The sequence below is a fragment of the Uliginosibacterium sediminicola genome, from assembly GCF_039631295.1.
In the GTDB taxonomy this organism is placed as follows: domain Bacteria; phylum Pseudomonadota; class Gammaproteobacteria; order Burkholderiales; family Rhodocyclaceae; genus Viridibacterium; species Viridibacterium sediminicola.
In genome coordinates this window covers 13195-34620 of the sequence record NZ_JBDIVE010000015.1, presented here as the reverse complement: position 1 = coordinate 34620, position 21426 = coordinate 13195, and the positions used below count along the sequence as shown (strand labels likewise).

The window sequence follows — 21426 nt, the reverse complement described above, 5'->3', positions numbered from 1 at the left end:
AAGAGGTGAGCATGGAACGGGTCGATAACAATCTGCTGGAAACGGTCGATGCCAGGACCAAACTTGCGGGCTCCAACCGCATGGAGATCCTGTTGTTCTCGCTGGGTACGAGCGAGATCTTCGGCATCAATGTGTTCAAGGTGCGGGAGGTGTCCAAGGCGCCTTTCATCACCAAATCACCGAACATGCCCAATGGCGTGGAAGGTCTGATCTCGCTGCGCGGCAACGTCATCCCGGTGCTGTCGCTGGCCAAGGTGATCGGTATCGCCCGCCCGGGTCAGCCGCTCGGCGGCTCGATGATGGTGACCGAATACAGCAAGCGCACGCTCGGTTTTCTGGTCCATGAAGTGGACCGCATCATCCGCGTCGATTGGGAAAAGGTCCGTCAGCCGGACAACATGATCGCCGCGTCGAGCAACTTCATTACCGCCATCACAGATCTGCCCGACGGCAAGTTGGTGTCGATTCTCGACGTCGAAAGCATCCTCGCGCAGACCTTTGGCGAAGCCCCGATTGGCTCGATCCAGCCGCTGGGCAAGCAGGACGACGTGAATGTGTTCTTCGTCGATGATTCCTCGATTGCCCGCAAGAAGATTGCCGAGGTCCTGGAAAAGCTGGGCGTGCATCACAAGCATGCGCTCAATGGCCAGGAAGCCTGGACGCGTCTGGAAGGCATGGCCAATCATGCCCATCAGCAAAAACGCCATCTCTCCGACGAGCTCAACCTGATCCTCGTCGATGCCGAAATGCCCGAGATGGATGGCTATGTGCTGACGCGCAATATCAAGAACGACCCACGTTTTGACGGAATCCCCGTCGTAATGCATTCATCGTTGTCTTCGGAGGCCAACCGCTCAATGGGCAAGTCGGTCGGTGTGGACGCGTATGTAGCCAAATTTGATGCGGATGTGCTTGCCGATACGCTGCGCCCGTATCTCCTCAAAGCCAACCGAGACTAAACGGAGAAAGTCATGTCGGATCCCAAATTGAAATTTCTTGTTGTCGATGATTTCTCGACTATGCGACGCATCGTTCGCAACCTGCTCAAGGAACTCGGCTACACCAATGTCGATGAGGCCGAAGACGGCGTCGTCGCCATGCAGAAACTCACCGCGGGCGGCTTTGATTTTGTGGTCAGCGACTGGAACATGCCCAACATGACCGGTATCGAACTACTCAAAGCCATCCGCGCCAATCCTCAGCTGGCGCATCTGCCCCTGCTGATGATCACGGCCGAGGCGAAGAAGGAAAACATCATCGAAGCGGCGCAAGCCGGTGCTTCCGGTTACATCGTCAAGCCTTTCACCGCGGCGACCTTGTCTGAGAAGCTGGCCAAAATCTTCGAAAAGCTGGACAAAAAGGCAGCAGCCTGAGCAGCGCATCGATAGCCAGCACATCACAGATCTACTGAATCAGGAGTGGGAGCCATGGCCAAAAGGCTGAAATCAGAAGAAACAGGCGACAACGTCGAATTGCAGGCCTTGTTCGATTCAATCACGGAACAAACCACCAAGCCCCAGCTTGAGGTGGTTGCTTCCTCCGACGGCGCAGGCGATTCGGACGAATTGCAGGAACTGTTCGACAGCGTAGCGGACACCGGTACGCCAGCAGCCAAGGCCGTGACGGTTGCAGTAGCGCCGAGCTCCAGCGATGACTCGCCCGAACTTGAAGCACTGTTCGATCAGGTCGCTGCAGGAGGCAGCGCCAAACCGCGCAGCACGCCGAGCACACCGGAAGAGCGCCAGGAACAGGTGTTCAACCGCATCGGCCAGATGACGCGTCTGCTGCACGACACGATTCGCGAACTCGGCTACGACAAGATGCTCTCCGAGACGGCGCAGAAGCTGCCCGATGCGCGCCAGCGTCTGTCCTACATCTCGCAGATGACCGAACAGGCTGCCAGCCGCGTGCTCAACGCGACCGACATCGCCAAGCCGCTGCAGGATCGCCTGGAGAGCAATGCCGGCAGTCTCAACGCACGCTGGGAAAAGCTCTACGCCAAGCAGCTGTCGGTTGAAGAATTCAAGCAGCTGGCCAGCGATACCCGCCAGTTCATGGCGCAGACCGCCAATGACGGCAAGATCGTCAATGCCCAGCTGATGGAAATCATGATGGCGCAGGACTTCCAGGATCTGACCGGTCAGGTCATCAAGAAGATCGTGGATATGGCCGCGACGCTTGAGCAAGGCCTGCTGACGGTGCTGATCGATGTGTTGCCGGAAGACAAGCGTACCCCCGAGCACGATGGCTTGCTCAACGGTCCGGTCGTCAATGCAGAAGGACGCTCGGACGTGGTGACGGGGCAAGAACAGGTCGACGACCTGCTCGAAAGCCTCGGCTTCTGATGTTTGCGTAGGCCAAGGATAGACTGGAGCTGAACATGAGTGACTTTGGTGGAATGGAAGACCTGTTGCAGGATTTCCTGGTTGAGGCCGGCGACTTGCTCTCCGGCGTCGACAACAAGCTGGTCGACCTCGAGCGTACGCCGCACGATCGCAGCCTGCTCAATGAAATTTTCCGCGGTTTCCACACCATCAAGGGTGGCGCGGGCTTTCTCAATGCCACGGAAATGGTGACCCTGTGTCACCTGACCGAAAACCTGTTCGATTTGCTGCGCAATGGCCAATTGCTGGTGACGCCGGAAATTCTCGACACCATCCTGTCGGCGACGGCTTCGCTACGCAACATGTTCCAGGATCTGGAACGTGGCATGCAGCCGCTGGCCGCCGAGGCCCAACTGATCGAAGCGCTGCGTCTGGCCATCGCTGGCGAGCTGCGCGCCGCACCGGTGCTCGGCAAGCCCGCCGCCGAAGCGGCTCCGGCCAAGGTTGAAGTGCATGTCGAGCATGTGGTGGAAGCTGACGCCGGTAGCGAAGACGACATCGACTGGCCCGGTCTGTACCAGGCCGTGACCGGTGTTGAAGGCAATGCCTCTGCACTGCATGCAGTGTCCAGCCCCGAAGTGTCGGCCGAGCAGATCATCAAGAGTGCCATTGGCCGTCGCGAGACGGACAAGCCCGGCTATCAGGGGCCGGCCACCGGCCGCCGCGAAAGCGAGAAGGTTCGCGACAACTCGATCCGCGTCGATACTGCGCGTCTGGACCAGGTGCTCAACCTGTCCGGCGAAATCGGCCTGACCAAGAATCGCCTCAACGCGCTGCGCAGCGACATCCTCAACGGCAAGAACGACACCGATACCCTGCATGCGCTCGACCTGGCGGTCAGCCAGCTCGATCTGCTGGTCTCCGACCTGCAGAACGCCGTCATGAAGACGCGCATGCAGCCGATTGGTCGCCTGTTCCAGAAGTACCCGCGGATTGCCCGCGACCTGGCCCGCTCGCTGGGCAAGGACGTGGAAATGGTGCTCTCCGGTGAAGACACCGAAATCGACAAGACCATGATTGAGGATCTCTCCGATCCGATCATCCACTTGATCCGCAATGCCGTTGATCATGGCGTTGAATCCATGAAAGATCGCGCTGCCTTGGGCAAGCCCGAAAAATCCATCGTGCGTCTGGAGGCGCGTCAGGAAGGCGATCACATCCTGATCATCGTTGCCGACGATGGTCGCGGCATGAATCCCGAGCGTCTGCGCGCCAAAGCCGTCGAAAAAGGCCTCATCTCCGATGAAGAAGCCAATACGATGGATGAGCGCCAGAGCTACAACCTCATCTTCCTGCCTGGCTTCTCGACCGCCTCGCAAGTGTCGGACGTCTCCGGTCGTGGCGTCGGCATGGACGTGGTGCGTACCAATATCCAGAAGCTCAACGGCACCATCGATATTCGCTCGGAACAAGGCAAGGGCACGTCCTTCATCATCTCTCTGCCGCTGACCCTGGCGATCCTGCCGGTGCTGCTGGTCTGCCTCAACGAACAGCCGTTCGCCGTGCCGCTGTCGATGGTTCGCGAGATCCTGCCGATTGCTGCGGCGGAAGTGCAGGAACTCAGCGGTCGCGCCACCATGGTGGTGCGTGGCGAGGTTCTGCCTATCGTCACCCTGGCCGGCCTCCTGGGCTGGGAACAGGAACGCGTGCCCGAATACGGTGTGCTCATGCAGACCGCCGAGCACAGCTTCATCCTCGCCATCGACAGTTTCGCTGGCCGCGAGGACGCGGTGATCAAGTCGCTGGACGACTTCCGTCCGAAGGGCGTGGCAGGCGTGTCCACCCTGTCCAACGGTCAGATCGTGCTGATCCTCGACATGAAGGAACTGCTGGCCAGCATGGGCGAACAACGCATGGTCACCCGTTCGCAGCTCCTGCTCGAACAAGTCTCCTACCCGATTGCCGCCTGATCCGGGCGACGCAGCAGACACAAAAACGGCAGCCTCGGCTGCCGTTTTTTTCGTGTCGTAGTTTGCAGCGGGCTGCAGAAAGCCTGCCTAGCGGTATGTCGCTTTCTTGAACAGCGCCGATTCAGCGCGTAGCATCAAGGTAAACCTTAGGTCTGTTCGTCCCTGCGGCGGGCCTGAAACCTCGATGCCAAGGAGCCTGCCGTGCCCAACACGAATTTCGACTTTGATCACTGGAGCCAGTTGGCTCGTCGCGATCCGGCTGCGTTTTTCACCGCACGCGAAAAACTCATCGCCGACTTCATCGCCGCCGCGCCGGCCGAGCATCAGGCTTCGCTCATGCAGATGCAGTTGCTCATTGATGCCACGCGCGCCCAGGCCGGCACGCCGATGAATGCCGTCAAGCAGATGATGGGCATGATCGGTGATCACCTCGAAGCCATGGGCGCCCAGCTCGAGCAACTGCGTGAGGAATCGCAACAGCTCTCCGGCCTGCTCGGCAGCGTGCAGCAGTAAAGCCCTGTCGAGTTTGCGCGCCGGAAGGGCGCAAACGCTTGGTGGCGGTTATCATTCACAGGCCAGCGCTTTTTGAATTGATCGCCCCAACATGGAATTCCCTACTCTAGAAGATTACGTCGGGCACACCCCGCTCGTGCGCCTCAAGCGCCTGCCCGGTGAGCAGGCCGCACGACGCAACAACGTCGTGTTGGCCAAGCTCGAAGGCAATAATCCCGCCGGTTCGGTCAAAGACCGTCCCGCCTTGTCGATGATCATGCGCGCCGAAGCGCGTGGCGACATCAAACCCGGCGACACCCTGATCGAAGCCACCAGCGGCAATACCGGTATTGCACTGGCCATGGCCGCAGCGATTCGCGGCTACCGCATGATCCTGGTGATGCCTGAAAACCAGAGCATCGAGCGACGACAAACCATGCGCGCCTACGGCGCCGAGCTGGTGCTCACGGCGCGCAGCGGCGGCATGGAGCTGGCGCGTGATACCGCCGAGCGCATGCGCAGCGAAGGGCGCGGCATCATCCTTGACCAGTTCGGCAACAGCGATAACCCGCAAGCGCATTACGAAGGGACCGGGCCGGAAATCTGGCAGCAGACGAGCGGCCAGGTCACGCACTTCGTCAGCAGCATGGGTACCACAGGCACGATCATGGGCACCTCGCGCTATCTCAAGGAGGTCAATCCGGCGATCCGCATCATTGGTTGCCAGCCGGCCGATGGCGCGCAGATTCCGGGTATCCGCAAGTGGCCGCAGGAATATCTGCCGCGCATTTTTGACGCGAGTCGCGTCGATGAGGTGTTCAACGTCGGCCAAGCTGATGCCGAGGACATCACGCGTCGCCTGGCGCGCGAGGAGGGCATCTTTGCGGGCATCTCATCGGGCGGCGCCTTGAGTGTGGCCCTGCAATTGGCACAGACGCTGGAGAACGCCGTGATCGTATCAATCGTCTGCGACCGCGGCGATCGTTACCTGTCGACCGGGGTATTCCCGGCATGAGGACCTGGTTTTGAGCATTCTGTTTTTCGCGCTGGGCACCGTTCCCGATGTAGCCGGCTTGCGCTTGCTGCATGGCTTGCCAGCGCAGCTGGCCGACTTTGAAGTCATCGAATATGCCTTGCAGAAGCAGCGCGCCATGGGTGAGCACGGTGAGCTGCCCGCGCATTTGCAACGCATTGTGCATATCGCCTGGATACGCAGCGCGGCGCCGCAATTCGCTTTGCATTCCGTCGCCGAGGCCGGGCAGGGTGAAGCTGCGCTGCTACAGCAGTTTCTTGATCTGCTCGGAGAGGATGTGCTGGACGCACCTGAGCACGCGATGCCCATCCTGCATAGTCGTGCCCTGGTCAGTGCCGTGCGCTTGCCTGCAAGCTGGCCGACGAATGTTTGTGCTGGTGCCGGCGCGCAGCTGACGCAGCTGCCACGCGTGCCCCTGCATGAGCTGGCCAGCCTCTGCGGCCTCACTGTGCCCGCGACCTTGACTGAGGATGCGCGCATCAGCGCCAGCCTGGCGGGAGAGTTCGACCTGATCCGTCGCGATTGCGAAGCCCGCGTGCTGGGCCGCTATTTCATCTTCTTGCGTGAGCAGCACATGCGCGGCCAGCTTGACGCTGCAGCTTACGAACAGTCCTTGCTCGGTCTGCGCGCAGCGCTGGCCTGATCGCGCTTTACGTTTGGCCGCTCAGCGTTCGCGGCGATACAGCGCGAACTGTTCCTGGATGCGGCCACGGCCTTTTTCCACCCGCCACAACAGCTGCCAGTCGCCATCGGGCGCACGCAGCTTGTTGCGTGCCGAGGCGTAGCTGAGCACGAGATTGCAGCGCTCATCCTTGCTGCTGTAGCTGAACACGCTCAGCTTGGTGAAGTAGTCAAAGGCCGCCAGCTGCGTGGCCCCGGTGCCGAGGCCCAGTACGCAGCCCGACTGCTGGCTGGCCGCGTCACGACTGATGCGCGCCATGATCGGAGCGTAATTGCGGTCGTAGTCGAACCAGTCCAGCCACAACGTGGTGAGCAGACCCCAGGTGAGCGTCACGCCGAGCGCCCAGAACAGCGCGCCACGCAGCGCAAAGCGCGGCACACGCCAAATCGCCAGCAGCCACATCGCGGACAAGGCTGTCGCCACGCAGATGCTCCACACGCTGATCTGGGCCAGGAAGCCCGGTGCCAGCCGTGTCACATTGCGCCCCATGGCTACTGGCCAACCCAGATGCAGAGCGCTCCAGGCAAACCAGATGAAGATGCCCAGCAAGCTGAAGGTGATGATGCCGAACCAGTTCAGCCAGTTTGAGGCGCCGCGCCGCAAGCGGCTCAACTCCCCGGCGGCGAGCAGGACAAGACCGGGCAGCACCGGCAGGATGCTGGCCGGGCGGCTGGCGGCGCTGCTGAGAATCAAGCTCAGCGCGCACAGCAAGGCCGTCAGCGGCAGCACAAAGCCCAGCTGTCCAAGCTGCGCACGGCGGTGCCACAGCGCCCAGGCAGCCACCGGCCACAGCGGCCAGGCGAACCAGCTCAGCAAGCCGAACAAGGTGCTCAGTCGTTTGCCATTGAACTGCGGGTTCAGGTTCAGCCATTGCTGATGCCACCATACATCGAGCAGCAGGGGGTCACGCAGATAGAGCAATAAAGGCCAGGCGCTAATCAGCAGCAGGGCCAGCAAGGCGCCGGGCAGATAGTCGCCGCTGCGCAGCGGCGCACGCGAATCGCCACGCGGGCGACGACGCACGCTCCACAGCGTGGCCAGCCACATCGGCACGCTCAGCCAAAGACCTGCCAAGCCGCCGGCGAGGAAACATGCGGCGCAGAACGCACCCGCCATCAAGCCGCTGGATCGCGCCTGCCGCGCCATGCGTGCGCAGGCCCAGAGCATGCCGCACAAGCTGGCGAGCAGGGTGATCTGCGCCTGCGATTCGTGTGCATGCACGACCAGACCCAGCGTGCCGAGGCTCAGCAGCAGGGCGGCATGACCTTTGTCGTCCTGCGGCAGCAGCTCACGTGCAGCTTGCTGCAAGGCCCACAGCCCACCAAACAGCGCCGTCACGCTGGCCAGGCGGATGGCGTCGTGCAAGGGCAGCAACCAGCCCAGCAAGCCACCGAACAGCGCACCCAGCCAGTAATGCAGTGGCGAGGCATCAAAGACCGGCGTGCCGGCCAGGTGCGGCATCAGCCAGCTGCCACTGCGCAACATCTCGGCCGAGGCTGCGATATTGATCAGATCATCGCCGCGCCAGGGGCCGTGACCGAGATTGCCGGGAAGCAGGTACACCAGGACCAGCAGCATCAGCGCCCAGCCCGGCAAGCGGACCGGGCGAGCCAGGGGCATGGTGGTAAATTCAATGGCGGGCTGTTTGAACATGCAAGGGATGATATTGGGCAGGCGCTTCAAACGGGGTTAAGGCGATCCGAGAGGGTAAACAAAAAAAGGCAGCCTAGGCTGCCTTTTGTGTCAAACCGGAGCTTAAGCCGGCTTGCCGTACTTTTGGCGGAAGCGCTCGACGCGGCCAGCCGTGTCGATGATCTTTTGCTTGCCGGTCCAGAACGGGTGGCATTCCGAGCAGACTTCAACGTGGTAGGCAGGCTTGCCCAGCGTCGAACGGGTCTCGAAGGTATTGCCGCAGCTGCACGTCACTTTCACGGCAACGAAATTCGGATGGGTATCAGCTTTCATGATTTTTCCTCGTGCGGGCGGAGGGTGTGACCGCCCAGTTGCAAAGACGTCGATTATGGCACGTTTTTTTAGCTAGCTCAACGACGCATCGCGTCGAAGAACTCTGCATTGGTCTTGGTCTGCTTGACCTTGTCGAGCAGGAAGTCCATCGCCGCCAGATCGTCCATGTTGTAGAGCAGCTTGCGCAGCACCCAGATCTTTTGCAGGACTGATGGTTCGAGCAGCAGCTCTTCGCGACGGGTGCCCGAGGGATTGACGTTGATGGCCGGGTAGATCCGCTTCTCGGCCATGCGGCGGTCGAGGTGGATTTCCATATTGCCGGTACCCTTGAATTCTTCGTAGATCACATCGTCCATGCGCGAACCGGTGTCGATCAGCGCGGTGGCGATGATGGTCAGCGAGCCGCCTTCTTCGATATTGCGCGCGGCGCCGAAGAAGCGCTTGGGCTTTTGCAGGGCGTTGGCATCGACACCGCCGGTCAGCACCTTGCCGGAAGCCGGCACCACGGTGTTGTAGGCGCGGGCCAGACGGGTCAGCGAATCGAGCAGGATCACCACGTCACGCTTGTGTTCGACCAGGCGCTTGGCCTTTTCGATCACCATTTCAGCCACTTGCACGTGGCGCGTGGCGGGTTCGTCGAAGGTCGAAGCAACCACTTCACCCTTCACCGAGCGCTGCATTTCGGTCACTTCTTCCGGACGCTCATCGATCAGCATGACGATCAGCGTGACATCAGGATGGTTGGCGGTGATGGCGTGTGCAATGTGCTGCAGCATCACCGTCTTGCCGGATTTGGGCGGTGCGACGATGAGGCCGCGCTGGCCCTTGCCGATCGGCGCAATCATGTCGATGACACGGCTGGTGGTGTTCTCTTCGCCACGCATGTCGCGCTCGAGCTTCATCGGCTCGGTCGGGTGCAGCGGCGTGAGGTTTTCGAAGAGGATCTTGTGCTTGGAGTTTTCCGGCGGCTCGCCATTGATCTTGTCGAGCTTGACCAGGGCGAAGTAGCGCTCGCCATCCTTCGGGGTGCGGATCTCGCCCTCGATGGTGTCACCGGTATGCAGATTGAAACGGCGGATCTGCGACGGGGAGACGTAGATGTCGTCGGTGCCGGCCAGATACGAGATATCGGGAGAGCGCAGGAAGCCGAAACCGTCGGGCAGGATTTCCAGGGCGCCATCGCCGTAAATCGGCTCGCCTTTTTTCGCGCGGTTCTTCAGCAGGGCGAAAACGAGTTCCTGCTTGCGCAGACGTGCGGCGCCGTCGATTTCATTGGCGATTGCCATTTCAAGCAGTTCACTGACGTGAAGCGCCTTCAATTCGGAAAGTTGCATGGAGAACCCTGGGGGACGAGAGGATGTGCGGAGAGGAGGGCGGAGCCCGGAAAAATGATGATCGTGAGAATCTTGAAGCTGGCTGGAGCGCCTGATGCCGCTGGAATGTCTTGCGTGTTATGCGCCGGCGCTACCGGTGCCTGGCTCGAACCTGGACCGCGTAGCGGTAGAGGGCAGGGAGCCGTTGGATTGACCGGGACTCTAATCGCAGAAGTCCCGGCCTGTCAAGCGCTACATGCGTGGCGCTTGCTACGAAAGTCGTAGATTTACAGATTGCTGTCGATGAAGGCCGACAGTTGCGACTTGGCTTGCGCTCCGACCTTGGTGGCAACCACGTTGCCGTCCTTGAACAGCATCAGCGTGGGGATGCCGCGCACGCCGAACTTGGCCGGCGTTTCGGCGTTGTCGTCGATGTTCAGCTTGGCCACGACCAGCTTGCCGGCGTATTCCTTGGCAATCTCGTCGAGCACCGGGGCGATGGCCTTGCAGGGGCCGCACCATTCCGCCCAGTAGTCGAGCAGGACCGGAGTCGTGGATTGCAGCACGGAGGCCTCGAAGCCTGCGTCGGTGACGTGAAGGATGTTTTCGCTCATGATTCCTCGCAACAAAAATGGCTGCTCATGCAGCCGTAGGTGGGGGCATGCTAAACAAAATCGGGGCAGAAGGGAATTACGCAAGCGGCGATGATGTCTATCGTGCTGATTTGCAAATGCTATCAATCCGCTTGCGCGGGCTTACAGGGCGGCCAGCGTGAGTGCAATCGGCGTGCTGAGGGCTGACAGCGCAGTCGATAAGACCAGGCTGGATGCCACCTCTCCTTCGATGACCTTGAATTGCCGCGCCATCAGGTAAACGTTCACGCCCACCGCAATCGAACCGAGCAGCACGACCACCTCGGTTTCCATGCGCGGCAGGCCCAGCATGCGCGCCAGGCACCAGATCACGAAGGGCTGCACGGCGATCTTGAACACGCTGATCGAGAGGCTCAGACGCCAGTTGGCGCCAATGCCGTACTCCGCCAGTCCCATGCCGAGGGCGATCAGCGCCAGCGGCACCGCCGACTGCGCCAGCATGTCGAGCGGCGAGCCGAGCATGGCGGGCATTGGCAGGCCACTCAGGCTGAACAGCGTGCCTGAAATGATGCAGGCCACCAGCGGATTGGTCAGTACGCTGAACAGCGTCTTGCTGAAACCTTTGACCGACAGGCTGCCGTGCTGGGCCCATTCGACCGAGATCGTCACCAGGGTCCACAGCGTCAGCGCATTGAAGACCAGGATCAGCGCCACCGAGGGCATGGCGCTCGGTCCGAGCAGTTCGCGGGCCAGCGGAATGCCAAGCATGCCGTTATTGGAAAAAATGCCGCCCAGCGCAAACACAGATCCTGATACGCCATCGAGCTTGAAGAATTTTGCGGCGACGACGCGCCCGATCAGAAACACGATCAGACAGGAGCCGAAGAAGGCAATCAGCAGGCGCGCATCGACCGGCGGCAGCTTGGCGAAATCCATCATCATGTGGAACAGCAAGGCCGGCAGGGCGACGGAGAAGACGAAGCGGGTCAGTGCGCTGGAGACTTCCGGCGGCCACTTGGCCCAGCGCATCAGCGCATAGCCGAGCGCGATCAGGACGAACAGCGGCAGCGTCAGTTCTGCGCGGTGAAGCAATTCAAGCATGAAGGTTTTGCAGGTGGGTGATCAGCGCAGCGGGTTCGTCGTGAAGACTGAACAGATCGAGGTTTTGCGGGCGTACGAAACCTTCGTCGCACATGTGGCGGACCAGCTGCAGCAAAGGTGTGAAGAAGCCTTCTACATTGAGCAGGGCAATCGGCTTTTGATGCAGGCCAAGCTGCGCCCAGGTGAGGATTTCGAACAGCTCGTCGAGCGTGCCGAAGCCGCCGGGCAGGGCGACGAAGGCGTCCGCGCGTGCCGCCATGGCGGCCTTGCGCTCGTGCATATTGGCGGTGATCAGCACTTCCTGCGCCTTGGGGTGCGCCAGTTCGCGCGTCACCATGAAATCGGGAATCGCGCCCCAGGCGCGGCCGCCATGGGCGATCACCGCATCGGCGACGACACCCATCAAGCCGACATTGCCGGCGCCCCAGACGAGTTCGATGTCGCGCTCGGCGAGCAGGCGGCCGAATTGCTCGGCGGCTTCGCGATAGACCGCTTTGTGGCCGCTGGAGGCACCACAGAAAACTGCCAGTGATTTCATGCTTTGTGTCGTGTGCGTGAGGGTTTGGCGGCCGGGCTGCGCGCCGGGCGCCGGTTGGGAATGGCGTGCACGTAATCGTTGCCCGCCACCTTGCCCTGATTGCGTTGCAGGCGTGCGGCCGGCGCGCGCGGCACCAGGTGTTGCGGGCTGTTGCCGATCAGCTCGCTGCGGCCGATTTCGTGCAGGTATTCGCGGATCAGATCATGACCTTCGGGGTCGTGATAGCGCAGCAGCGCTTTATGCAGTTTGCGTTGCTTGGCCGAGCGCGGTGTTTCAACCTCTTCGGAGTCGGCCGAGACCTTGCGCAGCGGATTCTTGCGCGTGTGGTACATCGCGGTGGCCATCGCCAGCGGTGTCGGCGTGAAGGTCTGCACCTGGTCCGGGCGGAAGTCATTGGCCTTGAGCCACAGCGCGAGATTGAGCATGTCCTCGTCGGTGGTGCCCGGATGCGCGGCGATGAAATAGGGCACCAGATGCTGCTTCTTGCCGGCTTCCTTCGAATACTTGTCGAACAGCTGCTTGAAGCGGTTATAGCTGCCGATGCCCGGCTTCATCATTTTCGACAGCGGGCCTTCCTCGGTGTGCTCGGGGGCGATCTTGAGCAGGCCGGAGACGTGGTGCGTCACCAGCTCCTTCACATACTCGGGCGAACGCACGGCGAGGTCGTAACGCAAGCCTGAACCGATGGTGATCTTCTTCACGCCGGGAATTGCGCGTGCCTTGCGATACAGCGAAATCAGCGAGCTGTGGTCGGTATTGAGGTTCTCGCAGATGCCCGGATAAACACAGGACAAACGCCGGCAGGACGACTCGATCTCCTTGCTCTTGCAGGCCATGCGGTACATGTTGGCGGTCGGCCCGCCGAGGTCGGAGATATGCCCTTTGAATTCCGGAATCTTGTCGCGGATTTCCTCGATTTCCTTGAGGATGGATTCATGCGAGCGGCTCTGGATGATGCGCCCTTCGTGCTCGGTGATCGAACAGAAGGTACAGCCACCAAAGCAGCCGCGCATGATGTTGACCGAGAAGCGGATCATCTCCCAGGCCGGGATGTGCGCCTTGCCATAGACCGGATGCGGCGCGCGTGCGTAGGGCGCGTCGAAGACGAAATCCATCTCTTCGGTGGTCAGCGGAACTGGCGGTGGGTTGAGCCACACGTCGCGCTCGCCATGCGCCTGCACCATGGCGCGGGCATTGCCGGGATTCGATTCGAGGTGGAACACGCGCGAGTTGTGCGCGTAGAGCACGCGGTCGTCCTTGATGGCCTCGTAGGACTGCAGGCGGATCACCGTCTTGCCGCGCTGCGCCTTGCGTGCGGCAACGCGGGCGGCGGCAGGGATGATCTGCACCGGCGCCGAGCCATCGGCATTCGGCGCTGTGGCGCTTTGCTGCGGCTCCATGGCGTAAGGATCGGGAATCGGATCGATACGGCCAGGCTTGTCGAGATTCAGCGAATCGATCTCGATCCAGTCATCGCCGGGCTTCCAGCCGCGCTTGACCATGAAGGCGGTGCCGCGCAGATCGCGGATCTCTTCGATCGCTTCACCTGCCGCCAGGCGGTGCGCCAGGTCGACCAGGGCGCGTTCGGCATTGCCGAAGATCAGCAGGTCAGCCTTGGAGTCGGGCAATACCGAGCGGCGCACCTTCTCGCTCCAGTGATCGTAATGGGCGATGCGGCGCAGGCTGGCCTCGATGCTGCCGATGACGATATTGGCATCCGGGTAGGCTTCGCGGGCGCGCTGCGCGTAAACGGTGACCGCCCGATCCGGCCGCTTGGCCGGCGCGCCGTGCGCTGTGTAGGCGTCGTCCGAGCGCGGTTTGCGATCCGCCGTGTAGCGGTTGATCATCGAATCCATATTGCCGGCGGTGATGCCGAAGAACAGGCGCGGCTTGCCCAGGATGCGGAAAGGTTCGGCCGACTGCCAGTCCGGCTGGCTGATGATGCCGACGCGAAAACCCTGCGCTTCGAGCATGCGGCCGATCAGCGCCATGCCAAAGCTCGGGTGGTCGATGTAGGCGTCGCCAGTAACGACGATGATGTCGCAGGCGTCCCAGCCGAGCGCCTCCATCTCGGCACGCGACATGGGCAGAAAAGGCGCGGCCGGGCGCCGTGGCTGGCCCGATACCCGCGCCAGCAGTGAGGTTGCTGTGTTATCCATGTTGCCCGGATTGTACGGGAGGCGCGTTGCGGCGCCTAGAAAAGCGCAATCCGCGTCAAGCTTTGTGCGTGCTGAACGCGCACACTCGGCGCGCCGCAGGACCTCGCCAATAGAAGGTCCGCCTGGCTCATGGAGGAGATGCCTGATGTCGCGTTTATTCTGTCTGATTGCAGGATGTCTGATGCTTTTGAATGCTTGTATGAGCCCCGGCCCGTCGCCGCTGAGCGGGCCGCGTCTGAGTGGTGTGGTGTCCATTGGTGGCCCGCTGGCGTATGCCCGCGTAAGCGTGGCCGATGTAAATGGTCAGCGCCGTTCTACCCAGGCCGACGCAGAAGGCGTCTACACGCTGGACGCCACGGGACTGGTGTCGCCGTTGTTGCTCTGGGCGGTCGATCAGGAGCCTGCAAACTGCAGCGATAGCGCGCGCCCCTGGTCACGCTGCATGGCGGCGCTGCTGGGTCAGGTCGCTGCGCAAGGCGTGACGCGGGCCAATATCAATGCGCTGACTGACAAGATTGCCTCCGACGTGGCGCAGGGGCTGAAGTTCAAGGGCCCGCAAGGCTTGATCGATGTCGGCCGCAGCGCAGGCGTGACGGCGGAGGCCATCCGTGAGCGCACCGAAGCGCTGCGCCCCCTGGTGCTGCAGGCGCTCAAGGATGCCGGCGTGGCCGCTGCCGAGCAGTTCGACCCGCTGAGTGTTCCGATGCAGGCCAATCACCAGGGCGTCGACGCGGTGCTCGACGTGCTCCTGCACAACCGCGGCTACGACAACAACAGCGGCGTCCCCGGCGGCACCTTGCTGCTCGATGCGGACTATTACTACGTCGGCAAGGTCGATGCGCAGAGCGCTGTCGAGCCGCTCAATCTTGCCCGCGCGCAGCAGGCCAAGGCCAAGATGCTCGACCCGGCTTACACGCGCATCCTCATCGCCGGTGACTCCACAGCCAGCACTTACGAGCTGGCGCGCTTGCCGCGCATGGGCTGGGGCCAGGTCTTCGAGCCGCTGTTCAAGCCGGAGGCCAAGGTGAAGATTCTAAACGGCGCCAAGTCCGGCCGCAGCTCGCGCAACTTCCTCAATCAGGGCTATTTCGCGCAGATGGCGACCTTCCTGCGCCCCGGCGATTACCTCGTGCTGCACTTTGGCCATAACGATCAGAACTGCGAGGCCAACAAGAAAGACCGTGGCGCGGCCGATGTCGCCAATCTTTGCAGCTATCCTAACGATGCTCAGGGCCGCCCGCAGTTTCCGCCGGGCAAGCCGGAAATGTCCTTCCAGAACACCCTGGCGCATTACATTGAAGTCGCGCGCAGCAAGGGCGCCATCCCGATTCTGCTGACGCCGACCACGCGGGTCTGGAACAAGGACCGCAAGGAGGGTTTGCCAGTGGTGCCGAATCACTTCACCGTTGCCAGCGCCGAGCGCGGCATCGCTTTCGGTGGTGATTACGTGCAGACCATCAAGGACACCGCGCGCGCCTACCAGGTGCCGCTGATCGACATCGAAGCGGCCACCATCGCCTTCGCCAACGCCCATCCGCAGGACTGGACCGACTACTGGCTGGCCGCCGATCCGCAGCAATACCCCTGGTACGCCAGCCAGAGCGCTGGCACCCGCGCCAAGCCCGACACCACCCACTTCCAGCGCAAGGGTGCGGAAGCGGTGGCGGCGATGGTCGCAGAGGGCATCCGGACGACGCCCGAGCTGGCGGCTTTGGCGGCGAAGCTGCGATAGACGCGGAGCGCCCGCCTAGAACAACTCCAGCTCGCCGCCCACCATCTCCTCCTGCGCAGCGGGTGCGATGTCGAAATCCAGGCTAGTGCCCTTGGAGAGGCAGATGCCCAGCACGATGTCGAACTGCAGCGCCTCGCCGATGCGGGCGTTCAGCACCAGGGTCTGCTCGGGTTGCAGCCTGTGCAGGTGGCTCAAGCAGCTGCTCTCCAGCGCGCAGGGCGTCGACATGCCGGTGCGGCGGCTGTCGCTGGAAATGAGGCGGTTGGCGGTGCCGCAGACCAGGTTGACGAATTCCGCCAGCGCGTCGGCGAGGCGCTGATCCGCGTTGCCATCCTGCGCAGGGCTGCTTGGCCCGGCGAAATGTGCGCGGGTCGCGGCGTCAAGGCGGAATTCGAACAGAGTGATGATGCGGAAGCTGCCGGCCGAGAGGGTCAGCGCCAGCAGCTTGCGTGCGTCGGCCGGCGCGGCGCAGCCCGGCTTGCCTGGCCTGATCTGCAGGCTGTCGGCCGCCGACAGCACAAGGGTCTGCTGCAGCGCCTGGGTGAAGGCCGCTTCCAGGCTTTGCAAGGTGCGTGCGCTGATCATGACAGCCGGGCCAGCTCGGTGCGGGCAATGGTCTGGCCGATGCGCTCGGTAGCCGATTTCAGGTTGAGCACGGCGGTCTGGATCAGGTGGCCACTGGCCTGGATGTCCTGGAAGGTGGTGGTGGTGATCAGGTCGTTGGTGTCGAGGTTCTGCTTGTAGTGCTGCGCCCATTTGGAGGCAGAGTCAGCCAGATCGCGCACGCCGTCGGCCACCACGGCAAAGCCGCGCCCTGCTTCGCCCGCCCGTGCGGCCTCGATGGATGCATTGAGCGAGAGGATGACCACGCTTTTGACGATGCGGGCGAACTCGGCGTTCTGGTTTTTCAGGGTGCCGTTGTTGGCCAGAATCGCGCGCATTTCGTCGTGCCAGCGCTCGAGAATCTTCATGATCTGCAGCAGGGCCTCGATGTCCCGCATCGCCGAGGCGTGCTCGGCTTGCAGGGCGACGCGCAACTGGCTCAGCTGGGCGTGCTGGGCCTGCTCAAGGGCCTGAATCTCGGCGGCGGCGTTTTGCTGGGCGGCCGCCAGCGCTTCCTGCAGTTGCGCGGCGTGCTGGGCTTCTTGCCTTGCCAGCTGGGATTGCAACTCGCGCGCCGCGTCCTGGCGCAGTTGTTCAAGCTGCGCTGTGACTTCGCCGGGTGGCAGGTGTTGCGACAGGGTCGCGATCTGCGCCGCCTGGGCGGCCGTTTCGCGCTGCAGCTGGCGCAGTCGCGGCAAGCCTTTGAGGGCGGCGAGGGCGCAGCCGAGCAGGCCGCCGGTGAGCAGTAAAGCCAGGGTGCTGAGTGTGTAGTCCATCATCGAATGAAGCCGTGAGTGCCTAGCCAGAGTGGATGGAGTGCTTCAGGAAGCGAGCTTCTTGAAGGTGGCGATGACCGCCGCGCCATTGAAGGGCTTGACGATCCAGCCCTTGACGCCGGCCGCCTTGCCACGCTCCTTGACCGAGGGGCTGTTTTCGGTGGTGAGCATGATGATGTTCACCGTGGCATTGCGCAGCTCGCTGCGAATCTTCTCGGCCATGGTCAGGCCGTCCATATTGGGCATGTTGACGTCGCTGACGACCAGCTTGATCGAGGGATTGGCCCTGAGCTTGTCGAGCCCGTCCTTGCCATCGACGGCGGGGATCACCGACAGGCCGGCGTCCTTGAGGCAGGCGCAGACTTCGTTGCGCACGGTGCTGGAATCATCGACTACGAGTACTTGGGTCATGCTGTTTTCCTTTGCAAGGTCAGATTGCGCGCAGCAGCGCACGCGGCTGGCGGGTGGCGGCTTGATGGGCGGCGAGCTCGGCAGTGTCGATGAGGGTGCGCCGGCTGCCCTCGGCCAGCTGTTCGGCACAGTTCTCGGGCAGGCTGATCAGGGTTTCGAACTGGCGGAACGGTGCGCCGATGGCCTCGTCGGTAAAGCGGATCTCGATCCGCCCCTGTTCTCGTTTGAGGAAGTCCTGCACCGCATCCATGCCGACACCGCGACCGGAGACATCGGTGACGGTCGCCGCGGTCGAAAAGCCAGGGCGGAAGATCTGCAGCACCAGGGCTTCATCGCTGAGCACTTCGTCGGCGCTGATCAGGCCGCTGTGCAGCGCCTTGTCGCGAATGCGTGCCAGCGCCAGTCCGCGTCCGTCATCGCGCAGCCTGAGCTGCAGCATGCCGGCTTCGCGCCGCGCTTCGAGGCTGATCGTGCCGGCCGCCTCCTTGCCCGCCGCACGGCGTTCGCCCGGCGCCTCGATGCCGTGGTCGAGGGCGTTGCGGAACAGGTGCATGAACACGTTTTTCAGCGTCGCGCTGACTTGGGTGCGGATCAGCTGGCCTTGATCATCAATGATCACGCGCGGCTTGGCCTTGCCCAGCTCGTCAGCCAGGCCGGGCAGGGAGTCGATGATGCCGCCCAGGGTTTCATGCAGCGTCTCGGTACCGAGCAGGCGCAAGGTCTGGTGAATCGCGTCGCGGGCGGCGATCAGCTCGTGGATATTGGCGATATTGACCGCTTCGAGGCGCTGCAGGGTGTCCTGGATCTGCGCCTTGTCCACCATCAGGTAGCGCTCCACATTGCCGCGCCGTCCCGGGCCCTTGCGGCCCAGGCTGACTTCGTTGATGTGTGCGTAGCGCTCGACCAGACGCCGCACCTGGGCCAGCTGCTCAAGCAATTGCGCCTGGTCCCAGGCGCGCTCCGGGCGCGGCTTGCGCAGCGCTTCGTAGCTTTGCTCGGCCTCGTGCACGAGGTTGGCGAGCTTGCGCAAGCCATAGGTGCGCGCATTGCCCTTGATGGTGTGCATGTTGCGGAACAACTGGCTCAGCGCCTCGGCATCCTGCTCCGGATGCTGGTGCAGCAGCACCTCGTTGTCGTCGATGAAGCGCAGGCTGCCGGTAATGAATTCGTGGAACTTCTCCTGATTCACGCCGAGGATTTCGCCGATGATCTCCAGCTCACGTTTCTGCTCGGCGGTTTCGGCGGCCAGCTTGCGCAGCTCGGTGACGTCACGCACGCAGACCATCAGGCGCGCGATGCTGTCGTCTTCGCCGGCAATCGGCGACCACTGCAGATCGAGAATCTTGCTGGCGCCGCCGGGCATTTTCTTTTCGATTTCGCCGGGTAGCAGGTGCTGGTTGAACTCGAAGTTCATCAGCGCTTCGCCGATGCAGGAGGCGACCACGGTATCGACTTGTGACAGCGCGTCGGCGCCGAGCTTGCTGTCGGCAAACAGCAGCTCCATCACATTGCGTCCGGCGATCTCCTGCGTCTCCAAAATATTCGCCAGATAGGCTGAATACTCCGGGTGCACGCGATTGCCGGCGGTGATGGTGAGAATGCCCTGCGGGATGTTCTGCAGCATGCTCTGGATGTCGGCGCTCTTTTGCCGCAGCTGCGCCGCGCTCTCCTGGATGCGCGCAATCATGCTGTTGAAGGCGAGGATGGAGCGACCGATTTCATCTTCGCGCTCGACCGGGACGCGCCGTGTGAAGTCCTGGCTGCTGGCGATTTCGCTCATTTCCGCCTGCATGTGGCTGATCGGGCGGATCACCTGGCGATAAAGCATCCAGCCGATGAGCGACAGCAGCGAGACCGCCAGCACCGTCACCAGGGACAAGCCCTGAACCGTGCGTGACAGGCTGGCCTTGAGCGAGGCGATGGTCTCGTCCTTGCTGCGGTTCTTCTCGACGCGCAAGGTGTCGATGATCTGGCCGAACTCGCGCTGGTATTCGGCCACCGTGGCGTAGAGATTCGCCTCGGCCAGCGCGCTCTGACCGGCCAGCTTGAGCTGGGCCGTCTCGTCGATGGCGTTGAAGTAGTTGTCCAGACTCTCCTGCGCCTGGCTGAGCAAACCCTGTTGTTTGGCATCCGTGGCGCTGGCGCGCTGGTGTTTGAGGCCGTCGAGCAGGCTCAGCTTCTGTGCCACCAGCTTGTCCTTGAGCTGGCTGGCGATGCCGTTGTCCGGTGCCGACACCAGGGCCATGGTGTTGAGCTGGACTTGCTTGACCTCGGAGACCAGATCGGCGGTGGCCAGTGCCGTGGGTACCACGCCGTCGGTCACCGACTGAACCTTGACAGCGTTGTTGTGGGACTCGAAGACGGCATAGCCGCCTATCGAGGCAATGGCCAGAAAACTCAGCATGACCAGTAATGCAATGCGGTGACGAATATTCATCTGCGCGACGCCCTGTATTTAAATCCTGTGCGCACTTTTGTTACAAAAAGTCGTGCACGGGGTAAATCGTTCATCAGTATTCAAGTTTATTTTTCCTACAAATCACAGTCTCCTGGCTGGGGTTTGCGGAGTTGGCTTGAAATACTTGAGCGATTATTGAGTTAAATATTTGTGACGTCGGCCGGGAGCCGGTTTAATAAAAACAAAGCCTTGTTGTTATATTTCTGCAGCAAATTGAATGTAATGCCTGTGACGCAGCTGAAAATGAAAATGGCGCATCGCTGAGGATGCGCCATTGTTCAGTAGCGGGGGGCTATCAGGCTTTCGGGGCGGGCTGATTGGTAATGCCGAAGGGAATATGAACCGAGGGTACGACCTCGGAAGCAGTTTTCAGATGCCCGGACTGATCGTCGAAGAAAATATGCGGGCGGAGCACGGCGAGTACCTTGCTCTTTTCGATACCGCCGAGGAAAAAGGCGTCATTGGCCATCACGCCCCAGCTCTTGAGCGTGGTCATCGCGCGTTCGTGGGCGGGCGCGTCGCGCGCGGTGACTATCGATACGCGCAGCCGGTTCTGATAATCGGGGTCGGCGCGCTTGCGCGCTTCTTCAGCGGCCTGGATCGTCGATACGCGCACCAGAAATTGCTGCAGCGGGCCAGGGTTGTGCGGCTGCATGGCATTCTTGACCTCGTGCGCCTTGAAAGCTTCGAGGTCTTTTTGCGCCTGGAATACGCTCTCTGACTCATCGTCGGCGAGTACGCCGTCAAAGTCGAAGGCGATCCGCAAGCTCTCGTCTTCGGCATCATCGACCAGGGCCGAGTTCATCACATGGCCGGCCGGCATGCCGAGGCGGATCGCCGCTTCGACATCTTCTTTATTGCCGGAGAGAAATAGCGAGATATTCAGCGCCGGAATATATTCGTAGGGTGATCTGCCCTGCATGAAAATGGCACGCGTCATGCCGATTTGGTAATGCTCGATCGAGCGCATCACGCGCAGGCCGGTGTCCGGATCGTTGCGCGATAATAAAATCACCTCGACCAGCGGGTCGTCCTGCCGGGGGCTCAGATCATTCAGCGACAATAATCGCTTGATGAATGAAAAGGCGATGCCCTTGGGCAGCGGATTGTCGAGATTCTGTTCCTGGAATTTGCGGTACAGCGCCTCGCCCTCGCGCCTGAAGATCGCATCCGATTCCGAGAGATCAAACATCGCGCTGGAGGCGACGCCGATCACCAATCTGTTGTCAAGGCTGTAGGGCATGGAGTGGCTTTATCAAGGGCTTTGCAGGCGGCG

The 21426-nt window shown here is 61.9% G+C and carries 20 protein-coding genes; 8 read left to right on the top strand and 12 right to left on the bottom strand.

What is annotated here, in order from left to right; all coding sequences use genetic code 11:
• The first annotated feature begins 11 nt into the window (after positions 1-11).
• The 7 genes from ABDB84_RS18870 to ABDB84_RS18840 all read left to right on the top strand — a co-directional run bounded on the left by ABDB84_RS18870 (position 12) and on the right by ABDB84_RS18840 (position 6462).
• Positions 12-959 carry a chemotaxis protein gene (locus ABDB84_RS18870; protein WP_345921331.1) on the top strand — a complete coding sequence of 316 codons (948 nt, stop codon included), beginning with the start codon at positions 12-14 and terminating at the stop codon, positions 957-959.
• A 12-nt stretch (positions 960-971) separates the two neighbouring features.
• Complete coding sequence (gene cheY, locus ABDB84_RS18865) at positions 972-1373, top strand: chemotaxis response regulator CheY (RefSeq protein ID WP_345921330.1); 402 nt, start codon at positions 972-974, stop codon at positions 1371-1373.
• 54 nt (positions 1374-1427) lie between these two features.
• Positions 1428-2345: a protein phosphatase CheZ gene (gene cheZ / locus ABDB84_RS18860; RefSeq protein ID WP_345921329.1), complete on the top strand. Its 918-nt coding sequence runs from the start codon at positions 1428-1430 to the stop codon at positions 2343-2345.
• Positions 2346-2380: 35 nt separating this feature from the next.
• The gene (locus ABDB84_RS18855; RefSeq protein WP_345921328.1) at positions 2381-4294 is read left to right on the top strand and encodes a chemotaxis protein CheA; all 1914 of its coding nucleotides are present in this window, start codon (positions 2381-2383) and stop codon (positions 4292-4294) included.
• Between the two features lie 201 nt (positions 4295-4495).
• Positions 4496-4807: a DUF3135 domain-containing protein gene (locus tag ABDB84_RS18850; RefSeq protein WP_345921327.1), complete on the top strand. Its 312-nt coding sequence runs from the start codon at positions 4496-4498 to the stop codon at positions 4805-4807.
• A gap of 91 nt (positions 4808-4898) precedes the next feature.
• Positions 4899-5801: a cysteine synthase CysM gene (cysM, locus tag ABDB84_RS18845; protein ID WP_345921326.1), complete on the top strand. Its 903-nt coding sequence runs from the start codon at positions 4899-4901 to the stop codon at positions 5799-5801.
• Positions 5802-5811: 10 nt separating this feature from the next.
• On the top strand, positions 5812-6462 hold the full coding sequence (locus ABDB84_RS18840) for a hypothetical protein (RefSeq protein WP_345921325.1): 651 nt from the start codon (positions 5812-5814) through the stop codon (positions 6460-6462).
• Between the two features lie 21 nt (positions 6463-6483).
• On the opposite strand, the gene ABDB84_RS18835 is transcribed toward ABDB84_RS18840, so the two are convergent.
• From ABDB84_RS18835 to ABDB84_RS18805, 7 genes are all read right to left on the bottom strand, one after another.
• On the bottom strand, positions 6484-8154 hold the full coding sequence (locus tag ABDB84_RS18835) for an ArnT family glycosyltransferase (protein WP_345921324.1): 1671 nt from the start codon (positions 8152-8154) through the stop codon (positions 6484-6486).
• Between the two features lie 102 nt (positions 8155-8256).
• Positions 8257-8466, bottom strand: coding sequence for a 50S ribosomal protein L31 (rpmE, locus tag ABDB84_RS18830; protein ID WP_345921323.1), 210 nt, complete (start codon positions 8464-8466; stop codon positions 8257-8259).
• A 77-nt stretch (positions 8467-8543) separates the two neighbouring features.
• Complete coding sequence (gene rho, locus ABDB84_RS18825; RefSeq protein WP_345921322.1) at positions 8544-9800, bottom strand: transcription termination factor Rho; 1257 nt, start codon at positions 9798-9800, stop codon at positions 8544-8546.
• 266 nt (positions 9801-10066) lie between these two features.
• On the bottom strand, positions 10067-10393 hold the full coding sequence (gene trxA / locus ABDB84_RS18820) for a thioredoxin TrxA (protein WP_428715107.1): 327 nt from the start codon (positions 10391-10393) through the stop codon (positions 10067-10069).
• A gap of 141 nt (positions 10394-10534) precedes the next feature.
• Positions 10535-11473, bottom strand: a complete 939-nt coding sequence (locus tag ABDB84_RS18815; RefSeq protein ID WP_345921321.1) for an AEC family transporter — start codon at positions 11471-11473, stop codon at positions 10535-10537.
• Positions 11466-12011: an LOG family protein gene (locus tag ABDB84_RS18810; protein ID WP_345921320.1), complete on the bottom strand. Its 546-nt coding sequence runs from the start codon at positions 12009-12011 to the stop codon at positions 11466-11468. The genes ABDB84_RS18815 and ABDB84_RS18810 overlap by 8 nt, the downstream gene beginning before the upstream one ends.
• Entirely contained in the window at positions 12008-14095 is a 2088-nt protein-coding gene (locus tag ABDB84_RS18805; protein ID WP_345921353.1) for a YgiQ family radical SAM protein, read from the bottom strand. The genes ABDB84_RS18810 and ABDB84_RS18805 overlap by 4 nt, the downstream gene beginning before the upstream one ends.
• A gap of 274 nt (positions 14096-14369) precedes the next feature.
• Between ABDB84_RS18805 and ABDB84_RS18800 the strand changes: the two genes are divergently transcribed.
• Positions 14370-15902, top strand: coding sequence for a GDSL-type esterase/lipase family protein (locus tag ABDB84_RS18800; RefSeq protein ID WP_345921319.1), 1533 nt, complete (start codon positions 14370-14372; stop codon positions 15900-15902).
• A 15-nt stretch (positions 15903-15917) separates the two neighbouring features.
• On the opposite strand, the gene ABDB84_RS18795 is transcribed toward ABDB84_RS18800, so the two are convergent.
• The 5 genes from ABDB84_RS18795 to ABDB84_RS18775 all read right to left on the bottom strand — a co-directional run bounded on the left by ABDB84_RS18795 (position 15918) and on the right by ABDB84_RS18775 (position 21393).
• The gene (locus tag ABDB84_RS18795) at positions 15918-16487 is read right to left on the bottom strand and encodes a hypothetical protein (RefSeq protein WP_345921318.1); all 570 of its coding nucleotides are present in this window, start codon (positions 16485-16487) and stop codon (positions 15918-15920) included.
• On the bottom strand, positions 16484-17284 hold the full coding sequence (locus tag ABDB84_RS18790; RefSeq protein ID WP_345921317.1) for a methyl-accepting chemotaxis protein: 801 nt from the start codon (positions 17282-17284) through the stop codon (positions 16484-16486). Before ABDB84_RS18790 ends, ABDB84_RS18795 begins: the two co-directional genes overlap by 4 nt.
• A gap of 42 nt (positions 17285-17326) precedes the next feature.
• Positions 17327-17692: a response regulator gene (locus ABDB84_RS18785; RefSeq protein ID WP_345921316.1), complete on the bottom strand. Its 366-nt coding sequence runs from the start codon at positions 17690-17692 to the stop codon at positions 17327-17329.
• 19 nt (positions 17693-17711) lie between these two features.
• Positions 17712-20129, bottom strand: a complete 2418-nt coding sequence (locus tag ABDB84_RS18780) for an Hpt domain-containing protein (protein WP_345921315.1) — start codon at positions 20127-20129, stop codon at positions 17712-17714.
• Positions 20130-20445: 316 nt separating this feature from the next.
• On the bottom strand, positions 20446-21393 hold the full coding sequence (locus ABDB84_RS18775) for a 5'-nucleotidase (RefSeq protein WP_345921314.1): 948 nt from the start codon (positions 21391-21393) through the stop codon (positions 20446-20448).
• Positions 21394-21426 lie beyond the last annotated feature (33 nt).